23 protein-coding genes and 2 tRNA genes are annotated in these 24,737 nt (G+C 71.9%); 8 read left to right on the top strand and 17 right to left on the bottom strand.

What is annotated here, in order from left to right; all coding sequences use genetic code 11:
* Window positions 1-19: 19 nt before the first annotated feature.
* Both I8920_RS04855 and I8920_RS04850 read right to left on the bottom strand, forming a co-directional pair.
* Window positions 20-96 (bottom strand) — tRNA-Pro (locus tag I8920_RS04855).
* A 57-nt stretch (window positions 97-153) separates the two neighbouring features.
* Window positions 154-465 carry a hypothetical protein gene (locus I8920_RS04850; RefSeq protein ID WP_198658033.1) on the bottom strand — a complete coding sequence of 104 codons (312 nt, stop codon included), beginning with the start codon at window positions 463-465 and terminating at the stop codon, window positions 154-156.
* Between the two features lie 54 nt (window positions 466-519).
* Here I8920_RS04850 and I8920_RS04845 point away from each other — a divergent pair.
* Window positions 520-593, top strand: a tRNA-Gly gene (locus tag I8920_RS04845).
* 12 nt (window positions 594-605) lie between these two features.
* On the opposite strand, the gene I8920_RS04840 is transcribed toward I8920_RS04845, so the two are convergent.
* From I8920_RS04840 to I8920_RS04810, 7 genes are all read right to left on the bottom strand, one after another.
* On the bottom strand, window positions 606-896 hold the full coding sequence (locus I8920_RS04840; RefSeq protein ID WP_198658032.1) for a DUF1905 domain-containing protein: 291 nt from the start codon (window positions 894-896) through the stop codon (window positions 606-608).
* Window positions 897-1,638: 742 nt separating this feature from the next.
* Window positions 1,639-2,607 (bottom strand): endo-beta-N-acetylglucosaminidase H, encoded by a 969-nt coding sequence (locus tag I8920_RS04835; protein ID WP_198658031.1) that lies wholly within the window; start codon window positions 2,605-2,607, stop codon window positions 1,639-1,641.
* A gap of 28 nt (window positions 2,608-2,635) precedes the next feature.
* Complete coding sequence (locus tag I8920_RS04830) at window positions 2,636-5,656, bottom strand: alpha-mannosidase (RefSeq protein WP_198658030.1); 3,021 nt, start codon at window positions 5,654-5,656, stop codon at window positions 2,636-2,638.
* A gap of 48 nt (window positions 5,657-5,704) precedes the next feature.
* Window positions 5,705-7,066 carry a glycoside hydrolase 5 family protein gene (locus tag I8920_RS04825; protein WP_198658029.1) on the bottom strand — a complete coding sequence of 454 codons (1,362 nt, stop codon included), beginning with the start codon at window positions 7,064-7,066 and terminating at the stop codon, window positions 5,705-5,707.
* Window positions 7,066-8,061 (bottom strand): carbohydrate ABC transporter permease, encoded by a 996-nt coding sequence (locus tag I8920_RS04820; RefSeq protein ID WP_198658028.1) that lies wholly within the window; start codon window positions 8,059-8,061, stop codon window positions 7,066-7,068. Before I8920_RS04820 ends, I8920_RS04825 begins: the two co-directional genes overlap by 1 nt.
* Window positions 8,058-8,936 (bottom strand): carbohydrate ABC transporter permease, encoded by an 879-nt coding sequence (locus tag I8920_RS04815; protein ID WP_198658027.1) that lies wholly within the window; start codon window positions 8,934-8,936, stop codon window positions 8,058-8,060. The genes I8920_RS04820 and I8920_RS04815 overlap by 4 nt, the downstream gene beginning before the upstream one ends.
* Window positions 8,937-8,955: 19 nt before the next feature.
* Window positions 8,956-10,230: an ABC transporter substrate-binding protein gene (locus I8920_RS04810; protein WP_198658026.1), complete on the bottom strand. Its 1,275-nt coding sequence runs from the start codon at window positions 10,228-10,230 to the stop codon at window positions 8,956-8,958.
* Window positions 10,231-10,348: 118 nt separating this feature from the next.
* On the opposite strand from I8920_RS04810, the gene I8920_RS04805 reads away from it, so the two are divergent.
* Window positions 10,349-11,380: a LacI family DNA-binding transcriptional regulator gene (locus tag I8920_RS04805; RefSeq protein WP_198658024.1), complete on the top strand. Its 1,032-nt coding sequence runs from the start codon at window positions 10,349-10,351 to the stop codon at window positions 11,378-11,380.
* A 750-nt stretch (window positions 11,381-12,130) separates the two neighbouring features.
* Here the strand turns inward: I8920_RS04805 and I8920_RS04800 are convergent.
* On the bottom strand, window positions 12,131-12,973 hold the full coding sequence (locus I8920_RS04800) for a helix-turn-helix domain-containing protein (RefSeq protein WP_198658023.1): 843 nt from the start codon (window positions 12,971-12,973) through the stop codon (window positions 12,131-12,133).
* A 132-nt stretch (window positions 12,974-13,105) separates the two neighbouring features.
* Between I8920_RS04800 and I8920_RS04795 the strand changes: the two genes are divergently transcribed.
* From I8920_RS04795 to I8920_RS04785, 3 genes are read left to right on the top strand one after another with little or no spacing between them, the layout of a single operon-like run.
* Window positions 13,106-14,710 (top strand): sensor histidine kinase, encoded by a 1,605-nt coding sequence (locus I8920_RS04795; RefSeq protein ID WP_198658022.1) that lies wholly within the window; start codon window positions 13,106-13,108, stop codon window positions 14,708-14,710.
* A 38-nt stretch (window positions 14,711-14,748) separates the two neighbouring features.
* Window positions 14,749-15,411, top strand: coding sequence for a response regulator transcription factor (locus tag I8920_RS04790; RefSeq protein ID WP_232832823.1), 663 nt, complete (start codon window positions 14,749-14,751; stop codon window positions 15,409-15,411).
* Between the two features lie 13 nt (window positions 15,412-15,424).
* Window positions 15,425-16,282, top strand: a complete 858-nt coding sequence (locus I8920_RS04785; protein WP_198658021.1) for an EamA family transporter — start codon at window positions 15,425-15,427, stop codon at window positions 16,280-16,282.
* A 67-nt stretch (window positions 16,283-16,349) separates the two neighbouring features.
* Here I8920_RS04785 and I8920_RS04780 read toward each other — a convergent pair whose 3' ends face one another.
* From I8920_RS04780 to I8920_RS04770, 3 genes are all read right to left on the bottom strand, one after another.
* A complete protein-coding gene (locus tag I8920_RS04780) occupies window positions 16,350-16,502 on the bottom strand; it encodes a hypothetical protein (RefSeq protein WP_017886018.1) in 153 nt (50 codons plus the stop codon).
* A gap of 103 nt (window positions 16,503-16,605) precedes the next feature.
* Window positions 16,606-16,929 (bottom strand): hypothetical protein, encoded by a 324-nt coding sequence (locus tag I8920_RS04775; RefSeq protein WP_198658020.1) that lies wholly within the window; start codon window positions 16,927-16,929, stop codon window positions 16,606-16,608.
* A 772-nt stretch (window positions 16,930-17,701) separates the two neighbouring features.
* A complete protein-coding gene (locus tag I8920_RS04770) occupies window positions 17,702-19,105 on the bottom strand; it encodes a serine hydrolase domain-containing protein (protein WP_198658019.1) in 1,404 nt (467 codons plus the stop codon).
* A 34-nt stretch (window positions 19,106-19,139) separates the two neighbouring features.
* Here I8920_RS04770 and I8920_RS04765 point away from each other — a divergent pair, with 34 nt between their 5' ends.
* Both I8920_RS04765 and I8920_RS04760 read left to right on the top strand, forming a co-directional pair.
* On the top strand, window positions 19,140-19,793 hold the full coding sequence (locus tag I8920_RS04765; RefSeq protein WP_198658018.1) for an FMN-binding negative transcriptional regulator: 654 nt from the start codon (window positions 19,140-19,142) through the stop codon (window positions 19,791-19,793).
* On the top strand, window positions 19,790-21,268 hold the full coding sequence (locus I8920_RS04760; RefSeq protein WP_198658017.1) for an amidohydrolase: 1,479 nt from the start codon (window positions 19,790-19,792) through the stop codon (window positions 21,266-21,268). Before I8920_RS04765 ends, I8920_RS04760 begins: the two co-directional genes overlap by 4 nt.
* On the opposite strand, the gene I8920_RS04755 is transcribed toward I8920_RS04760, so the two are convergent.
* The 3 genes from I8920_RS04755 to I8920_RS04745 are packed head-to-tail and all read right to left on the bottom strand — an operon-like array spanning window position 21,269 to window position 23,322.
* The gene (locus tag I8920_RS04755) at window positions 21,269-22,198 is read right to left on the bottom strand and encodes an Fpg/Nei family DNA glycosylase (protein ID WP_198658016.1); all 930 of its coding nucleotides are present in this window, start codon (window positions 22,196-22,198) and stop codon (window positions 21,269-21,271) included.
* A gap of 10 nt (window positions 22,199-22,208) precedes the next feature.
* Window positions 22,209-22,706 carry a ribose-5-phosphate isomerase gene (locus tag I8920_RS04750; RefSeq protein WP_198658015.1) on the bottom strand — a complete coding sequence of 166 codons (498 nt, stop codon included), beginning with the start codon at window positions 22,704-22,706 and terminating at the stop codon, window positions 22,209-22,211.
* A 10-nt stretch (window positions 22,707-22,716) separates the two neighbouring features.
* Complete coding sequence (locus I8920_RS04745) at window positions 22,717-23,322, bottom strand: helix-turn-helix domain-containing protein (protein WP_198658014.1); 606 nt, start codon at window positions 23,320-23,322, stop codon at window positions 22,717-22,719.
* Here I8920_RS04745 and I8920_RS04740 point away from each other — a divergent pair.
* Window positions 23,321-23,839 (top strand): GNAT family N-acetyltransferase, encoded by a 519-nt coding sequence (locus tag I8920_RS04740; protein ID WP_198658013.1) that lies wholly within the window; start codon window positions 23,321-23,323, stop codon window positions 23,837-23,839. The two genes, I8920_RS04745 and I8920_RS04740, sit on opposite strands and share 2 nt — an antisense overlap.
* A gap of 180 nt (window positions 23,840-24,019) precedes the next feature.
* Here the strand turns inward: I8920_RS04740 and I8920_RS04735 are convergent, their stop codons facing one another.
* Window positions 24,020-24,673, bottom strand: a complete 654-nt coding sequence (locus tag I8920_RS04735) for a mycothiol-dependent nitroreductase Rv2466c family protein (RefSeq protein ID WP_269802238.1) — start codon at window positions 24,671-24,673, stop codon at window positions 24,020-24,022.
* Between the last annotated feature and the right edge of the window lie 64 nt (window positions 24,674-24,737).

Genomic DNA, 24,737 nt, shown 5'->3' with positions numbered 1-24,737 from the left:
TCGGTGTTCCTCGAAGACCTGGTCGGGGCGACAGGATTTGAACCTGCGACCTCCCGCTCCCAAAGCGGGCGCTCTACCAAGCTGAGCTACGCCCCGTTTGACTGGGCCAGGGTGTCCACGCACGCCGAACGGGCGGACGCGACGCCGATGAGTCTAGCGGTCCGCCGGTGCTCGGTTCCCGGGAGGATCGCCGTCGTCCTCCGCGGCGCGTCGCAGGTCACGCCGCCAGCGCACACCGACCACGACCTGCACCCCGAGCGCGGCCACGGCGAGGGTCAGCCCGACGACGATCCGCCAGACGTGCAGCAGTGCGTGCGCGGGCTGGTGCTGCGGGTCGCCGAACAGCTCCGGCCGCAGCGACAGGACGATCGCAGCGAGTGCCACGAGGACGAAGGACACCACCCGCGACCAGCGGATCGTGCGCTCGGCGCCGGCGTCCGGCTTCGGGATGACGCGCGTCGGCATGTCGGTGCTCGTTCGTCCGCTACGATGGTCGGGCTGCGCCTGGTGCGCAGGCGCGGGGATGTAGCTCAATGGTAGAGCCCCAGTCTTCCAAACTGGCTACGCGGGTTCGATTCCCGTCATCCCCTCCACAGCCCGACCGGTCAGGGACCGGCGAACTCGAGGGTGATCTCCGGGGAGTCTCCGAGTTCCACCCGGGCGCGCTTCCGCTCCGCCAAACGCAACGGCACGAGGTACCCACCGTCCTTCGGGAACAGCGACGTCGTCCACGTCACCGAGCCGATCGTCACGCGCGCCGGGATCACACCCCACCCGTAGGTGAGCACCGGCGCGAGATCCGCGATGACCTCGGCCGCGTCCGGCGGCACGACGGCGAAGAAGAACGGTGACGGGCCGCGCCACTCGATGACCTCGCCGCGGAACTCGAGCTCCATGCGGCGATCGTACGGCCGCGGGGCCGGGCGGGGCGTCGAGCGGCCCGTAGCGCCGAGCGGGCCGGGCCGGGTCGGCGCGTCGCGGACGCCGGACCGGGTTTCCCTCTCGACGGTTGACGCTTCCGGTTCACGATCGCCGAGGTCTGCGAACCGGAACCGTCAAGGGCGAACGGGAACTCGTGCCTCCCCCGGACCAGCGGGAGCAGGACGACGGACGCGCCCCGCGCTTCCAGGCCGGAGTCGGGAAGCCCGGGGCGGGGGACGCACCGTGCCGCAGCGTCGAGCCGGCCGGGGCATCACTCACGCCGGACCGGGTTTCCCTTTCGACGGGTGACGGTTCCGGTTCACAATCGCCGAGGTCTGCGAACCGGAACCGTCAAGGGCGAGGAGGAACCGATGCCTCCCCGGAGCCAGCGGGAGCAGGACGACGGACGCGCCCCGCGCTTCCAGGCCGGAGTCGGGAAGCCCGATGCGGGAGCCGCACCGTGCCGCAGCGTCGAGCGGGCCGGGCCGGGGCGTCGAGCGGGCCGGGCCGGGGCGTCGCGTACGCCGGACCGGGTTTCCCTTTCGACGGTTGACGGTTCCGGTTCGCGATCGCCGCGGTCTGCGAACCGGAACCGTCAAGGGCGAACGGGAACTCGTGCCTCCTCCGGACCAACAGGACCATGACGACGGACACGCCCCGCGCCTCCAGGCCGGAGCCGGGGAGCACGGGGCGCGAGCCGCCGTCGGGACGAACGCGTCAGCGGTACGACGCGGCCTGTCCGTACAGCACCTTCGTGAAGGACGACACGTACGCCGACTCGTCACCGTCCGGCAGGTTGTACGTCATGAAGACGCCGTACCCGTCGGCCTTCGTGCGCTGCGCGAGCGAGACGGCGGTGGTCTCCGGGGTGTTCTGGATGTCCACCGCGGCGGCGGAGAGCTTCGACTTCGGCAGGCCCGGGATCGTCGGCGCCGTGTAGGTGCCGTAGTACGGGTTCCAGGCGTAGTCGAGCTTCTTCCCGATCGACGGGCTCGCGGTCTTCAGGGCATCGGACGACGGGCCGATGTCGTAGAACGAGATGATCTTGCCCGGCATGTCGGCACGCAGGGCGCTGATGAGCCAGCCGATGGACTGGTCGTTGGGCTGCGGCGTGCCGTTCACGCCGTAGTCGGAGTACTCGTCGTCCAGGTCGACCCCGTCCAGCCCGTACTTCTCCACCGTCGCCGACACCTGCGCGGCGAAGTCCCGCGCGGCTGCCTTCGAGGTGAAGTTCGCCAATCCGGTGCCCTGGTGGTTGCCGAGCACCGAGAGCGTCACCTTGATGCCCTTGGCCTGCAGCGGGCGGATCTGCGTTGCGGCCTGGTCGAGGGTGCGCTGCACGTTTTCGTTGTTGTAGAGGACCGCCTTGCCGTTCGCGTCCCGGTTGATGTTCGCGGCGAAGATGATCGCCACGTCGAACGCGTTCGCGCCGTTCTCGAGCGTGTACCGGCCGACGTTCGCGAGCTCGTCGTTGTTGACCTCGACGTAGGCGACGCTCGTCGGGCCGGACTTCGTGGGGACGGCGTGGTGCCCGTGGCCGTGCCCGTGCCCGGAGCCGTGCCCGTGTCCGTGTCCGTGGCTCGAACCGGACGGAGACGGCGCAGCGGATGCTGCAGCGGGCACCAGTGGTGCCGCGAGCATGGCGACCAGTGCGGTCGCGATGCCGAACTTCGTGGACTGCTTCATGACGTTCCTCCTTGGTTGGACGGGTCGATCAGTTGCGTGGGAAGCGGAAGGTGCGGACCTCGTAGGCGTCGACGGCGAACGAAGTCGCCTCGACGGCGCCGGCCGAGGCCAGCGGCTCTTCGAGCAGGGTGACCTCGGCAGCCGTGCCGAAGGCGGCCCCGTCGCCCTCGGACAGGGCGATCGCGCCGGTCCCCCGCTGCCCGGACGGCTCGTACACGCGGACGACCAGGTCGCCCGAGCGGTCGTCGGCGAGCTTGACGCTGGACAGCACGACCCCGCCGGACACCTGGACGAGCGGCGCGAACCCGTGCGCTCCGGTGATCGTCCGTGCGCCCGCGTTCATCCGCACGCCGGCCTCGGTTGCCCCGAGCTGGTCGGTGCCGATGACGATGCCGTAGCGGTGTGTCTGCACGCCCTGGTCGGTCTCGGGGTCGGGGAACCGCGGCGCCCGCAGCAGCGACAGCCGCACGGTCGTGGTGACGTGGCCGTCGACGGCGTCACGGGTGGTGTCGAAGCCGTGGATCGAGTCGTTGACGAGCGCGACGCCGAAGCCGGGCTCGGACACGAGCACGTAGCGGTGCATCGAGGTCTCGAACTTCGCGGCCTCCCACGAGGTGTTCGTGTGCGTCACCCGCTTCTGCGCGCCGAACTGCGTCTCGGCGACGGTGTGCTCGGCGCGGACGTCGAGCGGGAACGCCACCTTGAGGAACTTCTCGGTCTCGTGCCAATCGGTCACCTGGTCGAACTCGAGGGTGCGCGAGCCGGGTGCCAGGACGATCTCCTGGCGGACCGACGAGTCACCGAACGCCCGCTCGACGACCACGCGGGCGACCCCTGCGTCGTCGACCGACGCGGTCAGCCCGGTGGTCGACACGAGGTCCTCGACCCGGTTGCGGTAGTACCGGTCGACGTCCCACGCGTCCCACATGTTCGGGAAGTCCTGGTGCAGCTGCAGCAGGTTCGCCGCCTGGCCGGCCGCGATCGCCTCGCGCCCGCTCGCCAGGTCGACGGCGCTCGTCACGAGCCCCTGTGCGTCGACGACGACCCGCACCAGGTCGTTCGCCAGCACGTAGCCGCCGTCCTGCTCGGTCAGCGACACCACGGTCACCGCCGCCACGTCGGTCGCGACGACCGCACCCTGCGCAGGTGCGCCTGCCTGGAGGAACGGGGCCGGGTTCACGACGACGGCCGTGTCCCCGGTACCGGCGAGCGCCGAGAGCGCCTGGTCGATGATCGCGGTCAACGCCGCGGCCGTCTCGGCGTACTTCGCGACCGCTTCGCGGTGCACCCAGGCGATCGAGGTGCCCGGCAGGATGTCGTGGAACTGCTGGAGCAGGACCTGCTGCCACAGGGCGTCGAGCTCGTCGTACGGGTAGGTGAAGTCCGTGCGGGCCGCGGCGGTCGCGGCCCAGAGCTCGGCCTCGATGAGCAGCTGCTCGCACCGGCGGTTGCCCTGCTTCGTGCCGTGCTGGCTCGTGAGGGTGGCGCGGTGCAGCTCGAGGTACAGCTCCCCCACCCACACGGGCGGGTCGGTCAATTCGGACTTCGCGCGGTCGAAGAACGTGTCCGGGTGCTCCCAGCGGACCTTCGCGCTGCCCTCCAGGTCGGCCAGCCGTGCGGCGGTACCGGTCATCTCGCGGGTGGTGCCCCCGCCGCCGTCGCCCCAGCCGACCGGGGCGATCGAACCGGTGGCGAGCCGGTTCTCGCGGAACTGGCGGGAGGCCTTGGCGACCTCGCTGCCGGACAGCCGCGAGTTGTAGGTGTCCATCGACGGGAAGTGCGAGAAGACCCGCGAGCCGTCGATGCCCTCCCACAGGAACGTGTGGTGCGGGAACTTGTTCACCTGGTTCCATGAGATCTTCTGCGTGAAGAACCACTCGAAGCCCGCGCGGCGCATGAGCTGCGGCAGCGCCGGCGAGTACCCGAAGCTGTCCGGCAGCCAGACGCCCTTCGGTCGGATGCCGAACTCGCGCTCGAAGAACCGCTGCCCCTGCGAGAACTGACGGACGATGCTCTCGCCGGTCGGCATCACGGTGTCGGATTCGACCCACATGCCGCCGATCGGCAGGAACCGACCGGCCTCGACCGCAGCCTCGACCCGGGCGTAGACCTCGGGGCGGTGCTGCTTGATCCACGCGTACTGCTGCGCGCTCGACATGCCGTACAGGAAGTCGTCGGTCTGGTCGATGAGCTCGGTCATGGTCGAGGTGGTGCGGGCGACCTTGCGGATGGTCTCGCGCACGGGCCAGAGCCAGGCAGAGTCGATGTGGGCGTGCCCGACGGCGGAGATCGTGTGCGCGGAGGCCTCGGCGGGCGCGGCCAGCACCTCGGCGAGCGCCGCTCGGGCCTCCCCGGCGGTCTCTGGGATGTGCTGCAGGTCGAGCGCGTCGAGGGCGTCGTCGAGCGCCTGCAGGATCCGCATGCGTCGGGGTCCGGCGGGCAGCTCGGCCTGCAGCTCGAGCAGGACGTCGATGTCGAGGGCGAGTTCGTGCACCTCGGACTGGAAGACGGCGAGCTCCATGCGGCGGGTGGCGTACAGCCGCTTCGACGACGACGTCTGCACGTCGCCCTCCTGCGTCGGCAGGAAGGGGTGGTAGTCGAGCAGGACGGGGTTCGATGCCGCCTCGACGAAGAGCTCGACGGTCTCGCCGCCCTCGGCCCGCTCGGTGACCAGGACCCATTGGTTGCGCGGGTTGATCGACTTCACCGGGGTGCCGTCGGCCAGGTAGACGAGCCCCTCGCACTGGAACCCGGGCATGTTCTTGTCGAAGCCGAGGTCGATCACGGCCTCGACCCGGCGTCCGGCCCACTCGGCCGGCACGGTCCCGATCAGCCGGAACCACGTCGTGCCCCAGGCAGCACCCCACGGTGTCCCCACCTCGTAGGGCTCGAACGTGAGCGCGAGTCCCTCGGTCGGCGGGATCGGCTCCCCCGGCAGCTCGTGCCAGGCGGCCTGCAGGGCCGTCGTGGTCGCGTGCACCGCGGGGGTGATCCGCTCGTCGAGCACCCGTCGGGCGCGTCCGGTGGTGAGGGGGATGTCGTCGTGCATGGGGCCTTCCGGGGTCGGGCGTGGTCGCGGGTCGGGCGTGGTCGCGGGTCAGGGCGTCGTCGCCGGGTGGGCGACGCGGACGGTGGTGGTGTCGAGGTCGGACGGCACGTCGACGCAGCGGTCGATGCCTCGGGCGGCCAGCAGCGCGGTGTCCGACAGCCGGGAGCGCAGGACGACCTGCGGTCCGCGGCCGTCCGGCGCAGCCTCCGCCAGGGCGAGCCACGCGGCGGCGAACCGACCGCCGGGGGCGCAGTCGGCGCGCGTGCCGTGCCGGAGCGGGCCGTCCGACAGCACGTCGTCGAGGACGAGTGCGGTGGCCGGGGGGACGGCGGCGGCCTGTCGGGTGCGCTCGGCGCGGGCGAGGTCGGCGAAGGCCTGGCCGGCGGGCTTCAGTCGGCCGTCGTTCGTGAACAGCCCGAGGTCGTACTCGAGCTCCGGGAAGTCGGCGAGCGACCGGGACACGTCGTGGGAGCACCACCACGTCACCCCGAGCACCTGCTGCGCGTCGAGCACGTGCCGGATCGTCTGTTCGGTGAACGAAGCGGCGTCGGCGGGGTCGACGACGTTCGTGGGGGCGCCGACCTCCTGCAGCCAGTTCGGCCGGGCGGCGTCGCGGTTCCAGGCTGCGGCGAGCTGGAGCAGGTACTCCCCGTGCCGCACCGACCCGGCCCCGAGTGCGCCGTGCAGCGCCGCCGAGCCGTTGAACACCCACGAGTGCGTGACCGTGGCGTCGCCGTGGTCCGCCGCGTGCTCGGGGCCGAAGGGCTGCGCGTCGTCGTACCAGGCCGCGTCGTACTGCGCGACGGTGACCAGCGGTCCTGGACGCGACCCGGTGCCGGACGGGGCCGACGTGGCGGGGCCGAGCCGTGCCTCCCGGCCGGACGACAGGCCGTCGCGCGCCGCCGCGACCATCGCCGCCGCCCACGCGTGCCCCTGCTCGGCGGTGATCGCGTGCGGTGCGGGGTGCGGCGCGTGCGCGAACTGGTTGACCTCGTTCCCGATGGTGATGCCGAGCAGGTTCGGCCGGTCGGCGACCGCCGCGGCGAGCGCCCGGACGTACGCCGCGGTCGACGCGACGACGTCCGGATCGGTGAACATGTTGCGGCGGTGCCAGCTGTCCAGCCACGAGGGCACGAAGTCGAAGCTCGACAGGTGCCCCTGCAGCGCGTCCACGTTGACGTCGAGGCCGAACGATCCGGCGAGGTCGACCACCGTGGCGACGTCCTGCAGCGCCGAGGCCCGGATGAGCGTCCGGTTCGGCTGGACGACCGGCCAGAGCGGGAAGATCCGCACGTGGTCGGCGCCGAGCGACGCGATCGCCTCGAGGTCCCGCGCGGTGTCCGACGGTGAGAAGTCGAGCCACGAGTGGAACCAGCCGACCGAGGGCGTGTAGTTGACCCCGAAGCGCATCAGCCCTTCACACCGCCCTCTTCGACGCCCTTGAAGAAGAAGCGCTGCAGGACGGCGAAGATCACGGCGATCGGGACGAACGCGATCATGGTGCCGGCCGCGATCATCCGCTGGTCGGTGGCGAACGTGCCCTGCAGGTACTGCAACCCGACGGTCAGGGTGAGGTTCTCGGGTGACTGCAGCACGATGAGCGGCCAGAGGAAGTCGTCCCACGCGCCGATGAACGAGAAGATCGCGATGACGGCGATGGTCCCCTGCACCGCGGGCAGCGAGATGTACCGCAGCCGCTGCATCGCGTTCGCGCCGTCCATCACCGCCGCCTGGTCGATCTCCTCGGGGATCTGCCGGAACGCGTTGAACATGAGCAGCACGTTGAGGGCGGCGATCATGCCGGGCAGGGCGACGCCGACCAGGTTGTCGGCCAGGCCGAGGTCCTTCACGGTGACGAACTGCGAGATGATCGTCGCCTCGCCGGGCAGCACCAGGGTGCCGAGGAACAGGCCGAGCACGAGCTTCCGGTGCCGCCACTGCAGCCGCGCGAGCGCGAACCCGGCGAGCGTCGCGAACACGATGTTGCCGAACACGTCGATCGCGGCGACGAGCAGCGAGTTGCCGATGTACCGCCACACCGGGATCGCGGCGGCCACCTTGAGGTAGTTCTCGAAGGTCGGCTCGGAGGGGATGAACGACGGGTTCGCCGTGTAGATGTCCTCGCCGGCGCCCTTGAGCGAGGTGGACAGCTGCCACAGGAACGGGCCGATCGTGATGAAGAGCACCACGACGAGCAGGACGTAGCGGACGACCTTCTCGCGGGTGGACATGACGCCCCAGACCGCGCGGCGCCGCCCGCGTCCGCCTCGTCCGCCTCGTCCGCCTCGTCCGTTCTGCCGGGAGGCCCGTCCCGCGTCGGTCGCGCCGGTCACGTCCGGCGTCGGGCTGGCCGCGCCCTGCGCGCCGCCGATGACGGGTTCGGTCGTGCTGGTGGTGTTGGTCACTTGTCCGCCTTGCTGTTCATCCGGGCGAGGGCCAGCATCGGCACGAGCGTCACGACGAAGAGCAGGAGGCTCAGGGCGGACGCGTAGCCGAGGTTGCCGGTGAAGCCGCGGGCGTACTGCTGGATGAGCATGACGAGCGAGTTGTCCTGCCCGCCGGGCCCACCGGTGCCGTTGGTGAGGATGTAGAGCTCGCTGAACACCCGGAGCGCGGAGACGCACACCAGGATCCCGACGAGCGTCATGGTGCCGCGGACCCCGGGCATCGTGACCGACCAGAAGCGTCGGACCGCGCCGGCGCCGTCGAGGGCTGCGGCCTCGTGCAGGTCCTTGCCGACGTTCCCGAGGGCGGCGAGGAAGATGATCATGTAGTAGCCGAGCCCCTTCCACACCGTCAGGCTGATCGCGCTGAGGAGCAGCAGCCACCGGTCGGTCAGGAACGGGACGCTGCCCTGCACGACACCGAGGGCCTGCGCCATCTCGTTGATGACGCCGCGGTCGTCGAGGATCCACGTCCAGATGAGGCCGACGACCACCGCGGACGCGATGACCGGCGTGTAGAACGCGGTGCGGAAGAACGCGATCCCGGGCAACTTCTGCTGCACGAGCACCGCGATGAGGAGCGGGAGGACCGTCAGCAGCGGCAGGCACACCGCCATGTAGATGACGCTGTTGAGCAGCGCCTCCCACACCTGCGGGTCGGCGAGCAGGGTCTGGAAGTTCTGGATCCCCACCCACTGGCTGACGCCGCCGAGCGGGCTGGCGTTCGTGAACGACAGCCGCACCGTGTTGATCGAGGGCCACAGGCTGAACGCGACGAGCCAGATCAGAGCCGGCAGGACGAGCAACCAGGGTGTGTACCAGCGGTTCGCACGCATGGCGATCCTCCCGTCGCCGCTAGCCGTTGGCCAGCAGGCTGTTCATCTTGGTCTGGGCGGTCTCGAGTGCCTGCTCCGGCGCCACCTGGCCCTTCATCGCGAGGGCGATCTGCTGGTCGAGGAAGTCCGTCATCGCGGAGTTCGCCTCGACGGGGTTGATGACCTCCGCCGACTTGAGGGCCTCGTTCGCCAGGACCCGGGCCTCGCCGTTCACGGTGCCGTCGTCCTTCGAGAAGTACGGGTCGGACTGCGACGACGTGGTGGACGGGAAGATGTTGACCTGGTGGGCGAACGCCTCCTGGTTCTCCGCGTTCGTCATGAACTTCGCGAAGGCCTCGGCGGTGGCCAGGTGCTTCGACCCGCTCGACACCGACAGGCCCTGCACGTAGAGCGGCGGGGTGTCGAGCGCGGGGCTGACGGTGACCTTGCCCTTGAGCGACGGGTTGTTCTTCTCGAAGTCGGCGAGCGAGGTCGCGCCACCGGTGGTCCAGGCGACCTTGGCCTGCGTGAACAGGGTCGAGTTGCCGAGGTAGTCGCTGTTCAGCACGTTGGAGGGCATGTAGCCGTCCTGGTACGCGTCCTTGTAGCGGTCGATCAGGTCGGCGGCCTCCGACGAGTCGGCGAAGGTGAACTTCGTGCCGTCGGCGTTGAGGACCTGGACGCCGGCGAGCGTGAAGTCACCGAGGCCGGGCTTCCGACTCATCAGGTAGTCGGTCGGGCAGTTGTCGTGCATGGTCTTCGCCTGCGTGAACAGCTCGTCGGTGGTCTTCGGCGGGTTCTCCGCGTCGAGGCCGCACTTGGCGAACATCGTCGAGTTCCAGTAGTTCACGTCGGTGTTGAGGTACCAGGGGTACCCGAATGTGCCGTCCACTCCCTTGTACTTGTACGAGTCCACCGCGCCGGCGACGTACGTGCTGGCGAGCTTCGGGTCGTCCTTCCCGACGTCCTGCAGGAACCCGCGCTTGGCGAGCGGCAGGGCGATGTCCGGCGGCAGGTTGATCACGTCGGGCAGCGAGTTCGACGACGCCTGGCTGAGCACCTTGTCGGCGTACCCGTCGCCGGGCTGGTCCTGCAGCTTCACCTTGGCGTCCGGGTGGGCCTTCTCGAAGTCGTCGATGACGCCGTCGAGGTAGTCCGTGTAGGTCGGCGTGAGTGCCCAGGTCTGCAGCGTGATGGTGCCGCTGATCTCGCCGTCGCCGCCGTCGGCCGCGTTCCCGCCGCTCGAGCAGCCGGTCAGGACGAGCGCCGTGGCGGCGGCCGTCGCGAGCAGCGCGGTGGCGCGGCCCCTCGTCATGCGTGTGCTGGTCCTCATGGCGTCTGACTCCCTCGTCATAGCTGAACCGGTTCAGTACTGGTCCCCGAACCCGTGTGTGGCAGACACTGTTCATGACTAAAGCGCTATAGTCAACCCCGTGGTCACCAAGCGTCGAACGACGATCGCCGACATCGCCGCACGGGCCGGCGTGTCGATCAGTGCGGTGTCCTTCGCGTTGAACGACCGGCCGGGCGTCTCCGACGAGACCCGGCGGCGCGTGCGTGAGATCGCCCGCGAGCTCGACTGGCAGCCGCACACCGCCGCCCGCGCGCTCGGCGGTGCGAAGGCCGGCTCGATCGGGTTCGTGCTGAACCGGCCGGCCCGGACCCTGGGCACCGAGTCGTTCTTCGGTGACCTCATCTCGGGCATCCAGCTCGGCCTGGCCGGCACCCACGTCGGCATGAACCTGCTCGTCGCGCGCGATGCCGACGAGGAGCTCGAGACCTACCGGGACTGGTGGCGCGGGCACCGGGTCGACGGGGTGATCGTCATCGACCCACGCCGCGAGGACCCCCGGCTCGCCCTGCTCGCCGACCTCGGCATGCCCACGGTCGTCGTCGGCTCGCACCCCTCGCCGGCCGGAACGGCGCCCACGGTCTGGATCGACGACTCGCACGCCACCGACACCGTCCTGCGCTACCTGCACGCCCTCGGGCACCGGCGCATCGCCCACGTCGCCGGGCGGCCGGAGTTCGAGCACACCGCCATGCGCATGGACCGGGTGCGGGCCTTCGCCGCCCGCGAGGGGCTCGACGACGCCGTCTCCGTGCCGACGGACTACTCGGCCGAGGCCGGTGCGAGCGCCACCCGGACCCTGCTGTCACGGAGCGTCCGACCGACGGCGATCGTGTACGACAACGACGTGCTCGCCGTCGCCGGACTCGGGGTGGCGAGCGAGATGGGCGTCGCGGTGCCGGGCGCCGTGTCGATCGTGTCCTTCGACGACTCGGCGATGATCCGGCTCGTCCGACCGGCGATCACCTCGCTCACCCGCGACACCGTCGAGCTCGGGCAGCGGGCGGCGACGCTGCTGCGCGAGCAGATCGAGGCCCGGGTCCCGCTCCCCTCGCGTCCGGGCCCGTCCCTCACCCTGAGCGTCCGCGAGTCGACCAGCCGCGCCCCCGCCTGACCCCCGCCGTTCCCGGAACACCCGGCTGCCGACACCCGGTGTCCGCGCACAGCGCTGGCGGCGGAAGACCGTGGTCTGCTCGGCGCCGTGACGATCCCGGTTCGCACACCGCGGAGAACACGAACCAGAACCGCCAGCACCACGGAGCGGAACGCCCCATCCGGCGTCCGCGAGTCGACCAGCCGCGCCGCTCCCGGAACACGCGACTACCGACACCGGTTGTCAGGGCATCGTCCGGGCGGCGGGAGACCGCGGTCTCCTCGGCGCCGTGACGATCCCGGTTCGTGCACCGCGGGGAACGGGAACCAGAACCGCCAGCGCCACGGAGCGGAAGGCCCTACCCGGCGTCCGCGAGTCGACCAGCCGCGCCCCGACCTGACCCCCGCCGCTCCCGAAGCACGCGGCTGCCGGTACCCGGTGTCCGCGCACAGCGCTGGAGGCGGAAGACCGTGGTCTGCTCGGCGCCGTGACGATCCCGGTTCGCGCACCAGGGAGAACGCGAACCAGAACCGCCAGCGCCGCAGAGCGGAACGCCCCACCCGGCGTCCGCGAGTCGACCAGCCGCGCCCCGGCCTGACCCCCGCCGTTCCCGGAGCACGCGACTGCCGACACCGGGAGTCCGGGCATCATCCGGGCGGCGGGAGGCCGCGGTCTCCTCGGCGCCGTGACGATCCCGGTTCGCGCACCAGGGAGAACACGAACCAGAACCGCCAGCGCTGCAGAGCGGAACGTCCTCACCGCGGGCCGCGGTCACCACCGCTCGGCCCTGCGGTTCGTCGGCGGTCGGACCCGCGCGAGCGCACGCCGCATCGACGACGTCGTGCTGTAGCCGGAACGTGCCGCGACCTCGGCTGGCGGGTCGCCACGAGCGAGCGCGTTCCGGATCGACAGGCTGCGGTACCAGCGGCCGAGCTGCGCGGGCGTGCAGCCCGTCGCCGCGGCGCACCGGCGTTCGAGGGTGCGCTCCGACATGTCGATGCCGTCGAGGAGCGCCCGTACGGACGGCGGACCGGCAGGATCGAACAGGCGGTCGAGGACCCGTGCGAGACCGTTGTCGCCGAGCATCGGGGGTGGGTTGTCCCGGAGCACCGTCGTGACGACGAGTCGGGCGAGGGCCTGCCGCTGCGCTCCGTGCCACCTCCCGCCGTCGAGGTGCGCGACGTGGCGGAGCGCGAGGACGACATCGGGCGAGGGAGCGCCGGGCGGGCCGGTGGTCGCGATGGGTGGGAGCGCGAGGACCTCGTCGGCGAGCGGGCCGAGCGAGGCTGCTCCGACGAGGACGCCCGTGTGCGCGAAGAGCGCCTCGTGGTCGTACTCGTAGTTGTCCGCGACGCGGGGCGGGCCGGAGCGGTGCGATCCCGTGCTGACCGTGATCCCCGGGTGCGGTCCGACCAGGGCAGCGGCGCCGGCGTCGACGCAGGCGATGTCCTCCCCTCGTCGCAGCCAGAGCGGACGTGACCGCGTGGCCACCCAGATGTGCTCGCCCGCGGCGTCGACGTCGAGCGTCCAGGACTCGTCGTCGGACAGGACCTCGGTTCCCGGCCCGACGTCGAGTCCGACCGCGTCGACCAGTGCTCGGAGTGCGTCACCCATCCGACGAGCGTGGTCCAGGACGGAGCCGGCGTGGCGCGGACCGCGCGATCTGTGGAAGAGGGGGGATAACCCCACCCGGGTCGGGGAGAGGGCAGGATGGGCGGACGGCCTCGTGATCGCGAGGCTGGATGCATGACCGACACCGACCGCCTCGACCAGGCGCGCACCGTCCCGCTGGACGACGCCACGCCCTCGCCCGACCAGGCCACGACCGTCCCGCTGGACGACGTCACGAGCCCGGCCGAGCAGGCGAACACCGTCCCGCTGGACGACACCACGCCCCACGGAGCCACCAAACCGATGCCCCAGTACCCGCGGCAGCACGACCAGCGCGACCAGCAGATCCCGCCGGCGTCGTGGAGCGCGACCCCGCCCGTCGGATCCGGACCGGGCGGCGGCGGCTCGGGCACCGGATCCGGCATGACGGCCGGCCAGTTCTACCGCGACGCCTGGAAGCGCCTGCCGCGGGACTTCGGCTACATGGCGCTCACCGCCGTGCTGCTCTGCACGCTGTACTTCGCGTTCCCGACGGCGATCTTCGGCGGCGGGTTCCGCGACCTGTTCAACCCGTTCGTCCTGCTCATGTTCTTCATCGCCCTGTTCGTGGCGCGGTGGCTCGGGCAGTTCGAGAAGCTCCGGATGAGCTGGGCCGACCCGCGCCCGATCCGCCCGGTCGACTGGACGCCCCGCTGGCAGCAGAACTGGTGGACGCGCACCGGGTCCGCCGTCGCGAACCCGCACTACTGGCTGTACCTGCTCCACGCCGCCGTGGTCTACCCGCTCGCCGCGGTCGTGACCGTCGGCGCCGGCGCGCTGCTGCTCGTCGGCTTCACCTGGCCGATCGTCGCGGGCGGCCTGTACTTCGTGGGCAACATCGCGGCCGGGTACGTCCCGGACGGTCTCGGGTCCTTGATCGGCGTCGGGTTCCTCGCCCTGCTGTCGATGGCCGCCTCGGTCGTGCTGCTGCCGCTCTGGGCGCGTGGCTCCGTCCTCGCCCACTACTGGATCGACTTCGGGCTGCTCGGCGGGTTCCGCGCCGAGGTGCTCGAGCGTCGCGTCGCCGGCCTCCAGGCATCCCGCGCCGGTGCCGTCACCGCCGAGGGGCAGGCGCTCCGCCAGATCGAGCGCGACCTGCACGACGGCCCGCAGCAGCGCCTGGTGCGCCTCCGCATGGACCTGTCCGCTGCCGAGCGCGCCCTCGACCGTGACCCGCAGAAGGCGAAGCAGCTCATCGGCGAGGCCTCCGAGCACGCGCAGGACGCCCTCGACGAGCTGCGGGCGCTGTCCCGCGGGTTCGCCCCGCCGATCCTGCTCGACCGCGGGCTCGTCGCCGCGCTCGAGGCCCTGGTCGCCCGCAGCCCGATCCCCGTCGGACTCGACGTGCGCCTGCCGGAGGGCCTCGAGCTGGCCTCCGAGATCCAGCGCAACGTCTACTTCACGGTGAGCGAGCTGCTGACGAACACGATGAAGCACTCCGGTGCCTCGACGGCCGGCGTGTACCTCGGCCTCGTGGTGGACGCCTCGGGCCTCTGGTACCTGACCGTCAGCGTCACCGACGACGGCCGAGGCGGCGCGCGACCGTCGCAGGGCCACGGCATCGAGGGGCTGATGGGCCGCGTCCGAGCCCTCGACGGCGACCTCGTCGTGTCGAGCCCCGAGGGCGGCCCGACCGAGGCGACGGCACGGATCCCCCTCGGCGCGCTGCACGGGGTCCCGATGGCGACGACCCAGCGGTGACCCCGCGGGAGCACCCCGCTCCCACTAGGCTGGTCGGCATGAGCGACGGCCCGGATGCAGCACGCATCCGGGCCGTCGTCGTCGACGACGCCGTCCTGCTGCGCGAGGGCCTGGCCCGCGTGCTCGACGAAGCCGGGATCGACGTGGTCGGGCAGTACTCCGACGCCCGGTCGTTCCTCGCGACCCTGCCCGACGGTGCACCCGACGTCGTCGTGATGGACGTCCGGATGCCCCCGACCTTCACCGACGAGGGCGTGCGCGCCGCCGTCGAGACCCGCCGGATCGCCCCGAGCACCGGCGTGCTCCTGCTGTCCCAGTACGTCGAGGCCACCTACGCCGAGGACGTCCTGGCCGCCGGAGCGACCGGCATCGGCTACCTGCTCAAGGACCGCGTCACCCGGCTCGAGGAGATCGACGACGCCGTTCGCCGCATCGCCGCGGGCGGCACGGTGCTCGATCCCGAGGTCGTGACGCAGCTGATGAGCCGCCGCCGCGATCCCCTCGCGGCGCTCACCCCGCGGGAGCGCGACGTGCTCGGGTTGATGGCCGAGGGCCGCACGAACGCCGCGATCGCGCGCGCCCTGGTGATCGGCACCGGCGCCGTCGAGAAGCACGTCTCCAGCATCTTCGGCAAGCTCGCGCTCGAGGACACCGGAGAGGACCACCGCCGTGTCCTCGCCGTCCTCGCCTACCTCGGATGAACCGAGCCCGCGGGTGAACCGCGTCCCCGCTCCCCTGCTGGCGCTGACCGCGATGGTGTCCGTCCAGGTCGGCGCCGCGATCGCCAAGACCCACTTCGACGACGTCGGTGCAGTCGGCGCCGCCACGCTCCGGCTCGTCATCGGCGCCGTCGTGCTCGCACTGGTGGTGCGGCCGCGTGTGCGGCACTGGACGCGCGCCCAGTGGCTCGGCGCCGTCGGCCTCGGCCTCGCCCTGGGCGGCATGAACGTGTTCATCTACCTGTCGTTCGCGAGCATCCCGATCGGGATCGCCGTGACGATCGAGTTCCTCGGACCCCTCGCCCTGTCGCTCGTGCACACCCGACGGTGGCGCGACGCGGTGTGGGCCCTGCTCGCGCTCGCCGGTGTCGTGCTGCTCGGCATCGGTCCGACCGCCGTCACGGAGGTCGACGGGGTGGTCTGGGCCGTGCTCGCCGCCGCGTGCTGGGCCGGCTACATCGTGATGAACCGGCGCGTGGGCGCCGCGATCCCCGGCGTCGACGGGCTCGTCGTGTCGATGGTCGTCGCGATGCTCGTGGCGCTGCCGTTCGGACTGCCGTCCGCGGTCGACGGCGTCCTGCGGGAACCGACGCTCCTGGTCGTCTTCGGCGCCGTGGCCGTGCTGTCCAGCGTGCTGCCGTACGCGCTCGAGATGCTCGCCCTGCGCCGCATGCCCACGCGCGTGTTCGGCGTGCTGCAGAGCCTCGGCCCGGCGATCGCGGCCCTCGCCGGCCTGCTCGTGCTCGCCGAGGGCCTCTCGGTGCTCGAGACGGTCGCCCTGGCGTGCGTCACGGCGGCGAGCGTCGGTGTGACGCTGTCGTCGCGTCGCCGACGCGACGGACCGGTGGCGTGAGACGAAGCGGAGGCCCGGATCACGTCCGCCGACAGCGGTGCGTGATCCGGGCCTCCAGGAAGACCGTCTACTCGTCGCGCAGGAAGTCTGCGTACGTGGGTTCCGACTGCTCCCCCGACAGCAGCGCCGGATCGTTGATCCGGCGCTCGACGTAGGCGCTGATGACCTCCGGCGGGGTGAGCACGTGGGCGACCCAGGACGGCACCGCTGCGTTCTTCATGGTGCCTCCTCGTCCGTGACCGGCACTCGGATCGAATGCCTCGATCAGTGAGTTACTTGCCGACCCGGTACTCGCTAAACCATCCTCGCGCTCGAGCCCGATGTCAACGCAGTGCGTCATGCGGAGTCCGCATCGCGCTGTCTGCGCGCAGTGTCCGGTGCTTCACGGCCGAACGCCAGACCCACGCCTCGGCCTGTTGCCCGAACTGCGCCCACTCGACCAGCACGGCATCGCGGGTCCAGCTCTTGGCGAAGGCCTTCACCCGGACGTGGAAGGTCGGGAACTGGATCCAGGCCCACACCGGCTTCGGGGTCACGGCGTAGCAGACGTCGGCACCGCGGGCGTCCTCGGAGAGCGAGTACGCGCGCGGACGCTCGACCTCCGGGTGTTCCGGGGGCTGCCACCGGTTCTCGCGACGCCGTCCCACGACGGTATTCGAACGTGTGTTCGAACGGCAGTCAAGTCCACCGCGTCGTCTGGACGAGCACGCGTCGCCGGACGGGCGTGTCGTCGCGTCACCGGGGCGAGGCGAACGGGGCGACCCCGCATCGCCGCGGCGCTGACGGTCCTGGTGCACCATCCACGGGCGGAGCAGACCGGAACCGTCATCGCGCGGACACGACGGCCCCACTCCTCGCCGACCGGAGCAGCTGGCGGACCCGGCACCACAGCGGGCCGGGGCGTCTTCCGCCGGTGGTACCGCCGGGCGGACAGTGCGGGCGTGCAGAGCAGCACGGGGTACGGGTGGTGTCGGCGGCCGCGGTGGTGGCGGCGCTGGTGGCCGGGGTGGGCGGCGCGCTGGGAACCCTGTGCTTCCTGTCGTGGGGACCGCCGTCCGGGGTGGTGCGGGCCAGTGCGGTGCTCGCCGGGATCGCCGGCGTGGTCGTGCTCGTCGCCGCCCGGCGGACACGGGATCGCCGGGCGCTCGCGTTCGCGGTGTCCGTGCTCGCATTCGCGGTGATGTGGGTGGGCCCGGCGTGGGCGGTCGGCGTGCTCCTCGTCGTCGTGCAGGGCGCCCTCGTGGCCTTCGGCGTCCTCACGTCCCGCGACGAGCGGGCGCGCAGCGGGTCCTCGGTCGGGTCGTCGCGGTGCCGCTCCTGCGCCCGGTCGGTCGGGGCGTCGGCGCGCTCTGGGCATCGGCCGAGGTGCGCTGACCACCCGCTGTCGCCAGCGCAGACCGAGGTCAGCGCCGACCGTGATCAGCGCAGCCCGGCGGCGGTCTCCGGTGCCTCCTCGGGAACGGACCAGGGTTCCGAGGTCATCCCGCCGCCACCGCGGATCGAGCGGACCGTGCCGTCGGCGGCGCGGTCGTAGGTGACGTCCTCGTCGATCGACCCGAACCGGTTGCCGGCGGTCATCCGCAGGGTGTCGGCGTCGACGACCTCGAGCCGCGTGGGCGTGTCGAGGGGGTCCGGCGCGGAGGGGTCGACCTCGACGAGCCGGGCACCGATGCGGGCGACGTCGGTCACCCCCCACGGGTTGGCGAACCGGCCGGTGAAGGTGGCGGGGTCGACGCCGTCCGGGATCGGCGTGCCCGGGGCGTCGGCGTCGGCGGCCGCGTCGAGCAGGCGCACGATCGCGGTCGCGATGAGGGAGGCCGGCCCCGAGGCCGCACTCGTCAGCACCGAGACGACCAGACCGGACTCCGGGTCGAACACCGACTGCGTGATGTGGCCGGGGAAGCCGCCGGAGTGGCCGCGCACCTCGCGGTCGCCGATGCGGTCGACGATGAAGCCGGCACCGTAGCCACGCCCGGCCGGGTCGTCGGTGGCGCTCCAGGCCTTCCGCTGCGCCAGGCGCTTCGAGTGGTCGGTGAGCAGTGTGCCCTGTCCGATGACGTGCTGCGAGAAGTACCGGACCAGGTCGGACGCCGTGCCGTGGAAGCCCGTGGCCGCCGCCATCGCGCGGGTGTCGACGTGGTCGATGCGTCGCCGGTGTCGCGCGGCGTGGAACCCGGTGTACCCGACCACGAACTCGTCGGCGCGTGCCGGCTCCCAGTCCGGGCCGGTGTTCCGCAGACCCAGGGGTTCGGTGATCGACTCGCGGACGTACTCGTTGTACGGCTTCCCCGACACCGCGGCGATGACCAGTCCGAGCAGGGCGTAGCCGAGGTTCGAGTAGTTGAACGCCGACCCGGCGGGGACCTTCTGGCCGCGGTCGAGCACGAGCGCGAGGAGCTCCTGCTCGTCGGGGAACGGTCGGAGCAGCGACCAGTGGTCACCGTCGTGCCCGTCGCGCAGGACGCCGGCGCCCATCTCCATGAGCTCCCGCAGCGTCGCGTCGGCGATCGGCGACCCGCCGTCGACCAGTGCCGGGACGTAGGTGCCGACGGTGTCGTCGAGCCGCAGCGCACCGCGTTCGGCGAGCTGCAGCAGGGCCGTCGCCGTGAAGGTCTTCGAGTGCGAGGCGATCCGGAACAGGTCCGTGGTGGTCAGGCGCCGCCCGGCCTCGACGTCGGCGTACCCCCAGGCCTCGTCGAACAGCACCTCGCCCTCGTACCCGACGGCCACCTGCACGCCCGGCACCCGCAACTGCCACACCTTGTACGACACCCACTCGCGGACGTAGGGCAGGACGGTCTCGTACGCGGCGCGGTTCGACATGGGCCCAGCCTCCCATGTGTGCCACGCTCGGACCATGCGCCGCACACCGCACTTCCTGATGACCGACGTCGACGAGGTCCGACGCCTCATCGCCGCGAACCCGTGGGCGACGATCGTGTCGCACACGGCGGCGGGACTCGTCGCGTCCCACTACCCGGTGCTGCTCGAGGCGCCCGGTCCCGACGACGACCCCGACACGATCGTCCTGGTGTCCCACGTCGGCCGTCCCGACGAGGTCGCGCACGAGCTCGGCCGGCACGAGGTCCTCGTGGTCTTCCAGGGCCCGCACGGCTACGTCTCCCCCGCCTGGTACCCGCCGGAGCAGTTCGTGCCGACCTGGAACCACGTCACCGCCCACGTGTGGGGAACGCCGGAGATCCTGTCCGACGACGAGAACTTCCGGGTGCTCGGCGAACTCGTCGACCACTTCGAGCAGGGCATGCCGTCGCCGGTGTCGCTGCAGGTGGACGAGGACACCGCTCGCCGGATCGCGAAGGGCACCGTCGGGATCCGGATCCGCGTCACCCGGTTCGACGCGCGCGCCAAGCTGTCGCAGAACAAGGCCCCCGAGGTGGTCGAGCAGATCATCGCCGGCCTGCGCGGTGACGGCCCGTACGCCTCGCCGGCGCTCGCCGACGAGATGGCACGGGCACACGCGGCGCGTGCGGACCGTACGGAGGCGAGATGACGGAGATCCTGCTGCGCACGGTCCGGCGCGTGGGCACCTCCGGAGCCCCTGCCGACGTCCGCATCGTCGACGGTCGCGTGACCGCGATCGCTCCGACCGGCACGCTCGATCCCACGAGCCCCGACGCCGACGGCGTCGAGACCGCCGGCGCGTGGCTCGGTCCGGGCCTGGTCGACCACCACACGCACTTCGACCAGTGGGCGCTCGTCCGGCGCCGCGTCGACGTCACCGGCTGCGACTCCGCCGAGGCCACCGCGGACCTGCTCGCCCGGGCCGCGCGCGCCGACGTGGCGGACCGCCTGCTCGTCGGACACGGCTACCGCGACGGGACGTGGCCCCGCCCTGCGCGACGCGAGCTGCTCGACCAGGCCGCACCGGGCCTCCCGGTCGTCGTCATCAGCGCGGACCTGCACGCCGTGTGGTGCAATGCGCTCGCGCTCGCCCACTTCGGCGTCGTGCTCGGCCGGCCGCTCGAGACGGGCGAGGACGGCGTGGTGCGCGAGCAGGACGCGTTCGACGTGACCGGTGCGCTGTCGCAGGTGCCGGACGCCGTGCTCGACGCCGCCGTCGCCGACGCCGCCGAGGCGGCCGCCGCCCGCGGGGTGACGGGCGTCGTCGACCTGGAGATGCGCTTCGGACTCGACCGGTGGCGTCGGCGGATCCACGCCGGCACCGATGCGATCCGGGTGGCCTCCGGGGTCTACCCGGACGACCTCGACGACGTGATCGCGCGCGGGCTGCGCACCGGGGACGTCGTCGCGGGCACGCGGGGGCTGCTCACGATGGGTCCGTTCAAGGTGATCACCGACGGCTCGCTCGGCACCCGGACCGCCGCGATGACCGACGACTCCGGCGTGCTCGCCTACCCGTTCGAGGACCTCGTCGCGGTGGTCCGGCGTGCCGTCGCCGCCGGGCTCGTCCCCGCGATCCACGCCATCGGGGACCGCGCGAACACCAACGCCCTCGACGTCTTCGAGGCCGTCGGCACCCGCGGGACCATCGAGCACGCGCAGCTGCTCGTCGACAGCGACGTCGAGCGGTTCGCCCGGCTCGGGGTCGCCGCGTCGGTGCAGCCCGAGCACGCCATGGACGACCGCGACATCGCCGATCGGCACTGGGCGGGCCACACCGACCGGGCCTTCGCCTTCGCGTCGCTCTCCCGGGCCGGCGCCCGCGTGCTGCTCGGGTCGGACGCCCCGGTCGCGCCGCTGGACCCGTGGGTGTCGATGGCGGCGGCCGTCGGTCGGGACCGCGACGGCCGGGAGCCGTGGCACCCGGAGGAGCGGCTCTCGGCGCTGACCGCGTGGACGGGGTCGACGGTCGGGGGTCGGACGTCGGTGGCGGTCGGCGACGTCGCGGACCTGGTGCTCGTCGAGTCGGACCCGCTGGCCGCCGACGCCCCGTCGTCGGCCCTGCGGTCGATGCGCGTGCTCGCCACCGCGGTCGCGGGGCGGTTCACACACCGCGAGCTGTAGCTACTTCTGGTCCTTCGGGCACCAGTAGAGCTTGCGGCCGGCCATGTCCGCCATCCGGATCTCGGTGCCGCAGACCCGGCAGGGCTCGCCCTGGCGGTGGTACACCCAGTGGCGGTCCTTCCGCGAGCGCACCGCCTTCTCGTGGTCGGCATCGGACAGGTCGTCCATGGTCAGCATCAGGCCGTCGCGGACGCCGTCGTGCAGCAGCTTCGACCAGTCGGCCCACAGCGCCTTCGCCTGCTTCACGGTGATCTTCTTGCCCGGCTTGTACGGGTCGATGCGCTGCCGGAACAGCAGCTCGGCACGGTAGATGTTGCCGATGCCGGCCACGACGGACTGGTCCATCAGCAGCTGGCCGATGGCGACGTTGCGCTTCCGGACGTTCTCGACGAAGGTCCGCTCGGCTTCGGGCCCGTCGTCGTTCATCGGGTCGGGGCCGAGCTTGTCGAGTGCACGCTGCACCTCGGCCGGGGTCTCGACGACGCACGCGGTGGGGCCGCGGAGGTCGGCGACGGTGTCCTCGGTGAGGATCCGGACGCGCACCTGGCCGACGGGGTCAGGCGGGAAGGACTCGATCGGGTCCTCCACCTTCTCCTGCTCGGCCATCCGGTACCGGGCCAGTCGCGGCGCACCGATCGATGACAGGGACTCCTCGCCGTCGCCGTCCTCGGACAGCGCCTGGGCGGTGGAGATCATGCCCGCGAAGTCCCAGGCCCCGTAGAGCCCGAGGTGGACGCGCAGGAACAGGTCGCCCTCGAACTCCAGGAACATCTGCTTGGCCACGGCGCGCGCGGCGATGAGCGTCCTGCCGTCGAGCTGCTCGGCGCCCGCAGCGAAGCGGCCCTGCGGGCTCGACACCTCGCAGCGCTTGCCGACGAAGTGCCGGGTGAACTGGTTGGCGATGCGGTGGACGGAGTGACCCTCGGGCATGCGGACCTGTCTACTCGGTCGAGCCGTCGATCTGCTTGCCGGCGATGTGCCCCGTCCGCTCGTACTCGGCGAGCTGGGCGATGCGGCGGGCGTGGCGCTCCTCGCCCGAGAACGGCTCGGCGACGAACAGGTCGACGAACCGGATGGCCTCGTCCTCGGTGTGCTGACGGGCACCGATGGAGATGACGTTCGCGTCGTTGTGCTGACGGGCGAGGACGGCGGTCGACTCGTTCCACACGAGGGCGGCGCGGATGCCCTCGACCTTGTTCGCGGCGATCTGCTCGCCGTTGCCGGAGCCACCGAACACGACGCCGAGGGCCTGGACGCCGGCACGCTGGTCCTGCACCACGGCGTGCGCGGCGTTGATGCAGAACGAGGGGTAGTCGTCGAGCGCGTCGTACTCGGTCGGACCGTGGTCCACCACCTCGTGCCCGGCTGCCGTCAGGTGGTCGCCCAGGGTCTTGGTGAACTCGAGGCCGGCGTGGTCCGTTCCGAGGTGGATGCGCATGGGACCGATCCTATTCCCGCCGATCCGGGGCCCGGACCACCACCACCAGGTACCGGACGGACTCGTCGCCCGGGTTCCGGTAGACCACGTCGGCGGGCTCCCCCAGCTCGATCCGGTCGCCTGCGGCGAGCCGCGTCGGCTCCCCGCCGACGACGACCTCGAGCACGCCGTCGACCACCCAGATGCAGTGCCGCAGGAACGCGTACGCAGACGCCGGGTAGGCCACTTCGCGGCCGGCCGGGAGGCGCACCTCGGTGACGTCGGCGGGGAACGCCGCGCTCGAGACCGGACGCCGGCGGTACCCGGTGTCGGGATCGGTCCAGGAGTCCGCGGTCGCGCCGCGTCGGACCCCGCGCGCCTCGTCGGGGTCCGTCAGCCTGGGCACCTCGTGCTCGAGGGCGTCGTCGAGGAGCTGGGACACGGTCAGGCCGAAGGCGCCGGACAGTCGGCCGAGGATCGTCGCGGTCGGGCTGGAGACCCCGCGCTCGACGCGGTTGATCATCGCGCGGGAGACGCCGGACTCCTCGGCGAGCTCGGTCAGGCTCCACCGCCGCTCGGTGCGCAGCCGCTGCAGCCGCTCGCCGAGTGCACGCTCGTCGTCTACGATGTGAGACATGACGACAGCATATGCGACGACGGGGGTCGTGATCCGCGACTGCACGCCCGACGACCTCGACGTGGTCCACGCCCTGCACGTCGACGCCGTGCTGCACTCCACCGCCATCTGGCAGGACGAGCCGCACCCGCGGGCGTGGTTCGACGGCTGGCTCGCCGAGCGTCGGGCGGCGGGGCTGCCGGTGCTCGTGGCCGAGGTCGGCGGCCAAGTCGCCGGCTACGTCACCTACAGCGCGTTCCGGCCGCACCCGGGGTACCGGCACACGGTCGAGCACAGCGTGTACGTCGTCCCGGCGTTCCGGGGGCAGGGCGTCGCGCGCACGCTCATGGACGCGCTCGTGGCGCACGCCCGCGCCGACGGGGTGCACGTGATGATGGCGGGCATCTGCTCGACGAACGCGGGGTCGATCGCGCTGCACGAGCGGCTCGGGTTCTCGGTCGTGGGCGTCCTGCCCGAGGTCGGACGCAAGTTCGACCGCTGGCTCGACCTGACGCTCATGCGCCTGCCGCTCGCCTGACGGGGGCCGGGTGGCGGGCGCGACCCGCGCCTCCCGGCCGGCGCTGCCCGCGCTGCCTGTGCTGCCTGTGCTGCCTGTGCTGCCTGTGCTGCCTGCGGGATTGCGCCCCGTCACGGGCGTTGCGCCCCGACGCTGCGGGGCGCGACGCCCGTGGCGGGGCGCAACGAGGCGGACCCGACGTCAGTCGGTGGTGTCGAAGATCGGGCCGACCGTGCGCGAGCGCTTCAGCTCGAAGAAGCCCGGGACCTTCGCGACCGCGACGACGCCGTCCCACAGGTCGAGCGCCTGCTGCCCCTTGGGCGCCGGGGAGATGACCGGTCCGAAGAACGCGGTGCCCTCGACGGCGATCACGGGGGTGCCGACGTCCTGCCCGACGCGCTCGATGCCGTCGCGGTGGCTCTCGCGCACGGCCTGGTCGACCTCGTCCGTCCACGCGTACTCGAGCAGGTCCGCGTTGAGGCCGAGCTCCGCGAGCACCGCGGGGACGACCTGCTCGGGGTCGGACTCCTGGCGGTGGTGGACGTGCTCGCCGAGCGCGTCGTACAGGGGCTTCACGATCTGCTGGCCCAGGCGGAGCCGCGCCGCCGTCACGATCCGCGGGTACACCTGGCCCCGGTCGAGGCGCTCACGGTACGTGTCCGGGACGTCCTGGTCCTCGTTGAGGACGAACAGGCTCATCACCTTCCACGTGACGTCGAGGTCCCGGTGCTCGGCGACCTCGCCGACCCAGCGGCTCGTCATCCAGGCCCAGGGGCAGTTCGGGTCGAACCAGAACTCCACGGCGGTGCGTGCGGCGGAGGGTTCGGTCGTGTTGTCCACAGTCGTCTCGGTCACGCTGCGAGCGTACGCGGCGTCGCTAGGCTGGAGCCCATCGTCCCGCCGGTGCACGACGCCGTGC

This window comes from Curtobacterium sp. YC1 (assembly GCF_016267665.1).
In the GTDB taxonomy this organism is placed as follows: Bacteria; Actinomycetota; Actinomycetes; order Actinomycetales; family Microbacteriaceae; genus Curtobacterium.
The sequence above is the reverse complement of the archived record's forward strand: the minus strand, read 5'-3'. Positions and strand labels throughout refer to the sequence as shown.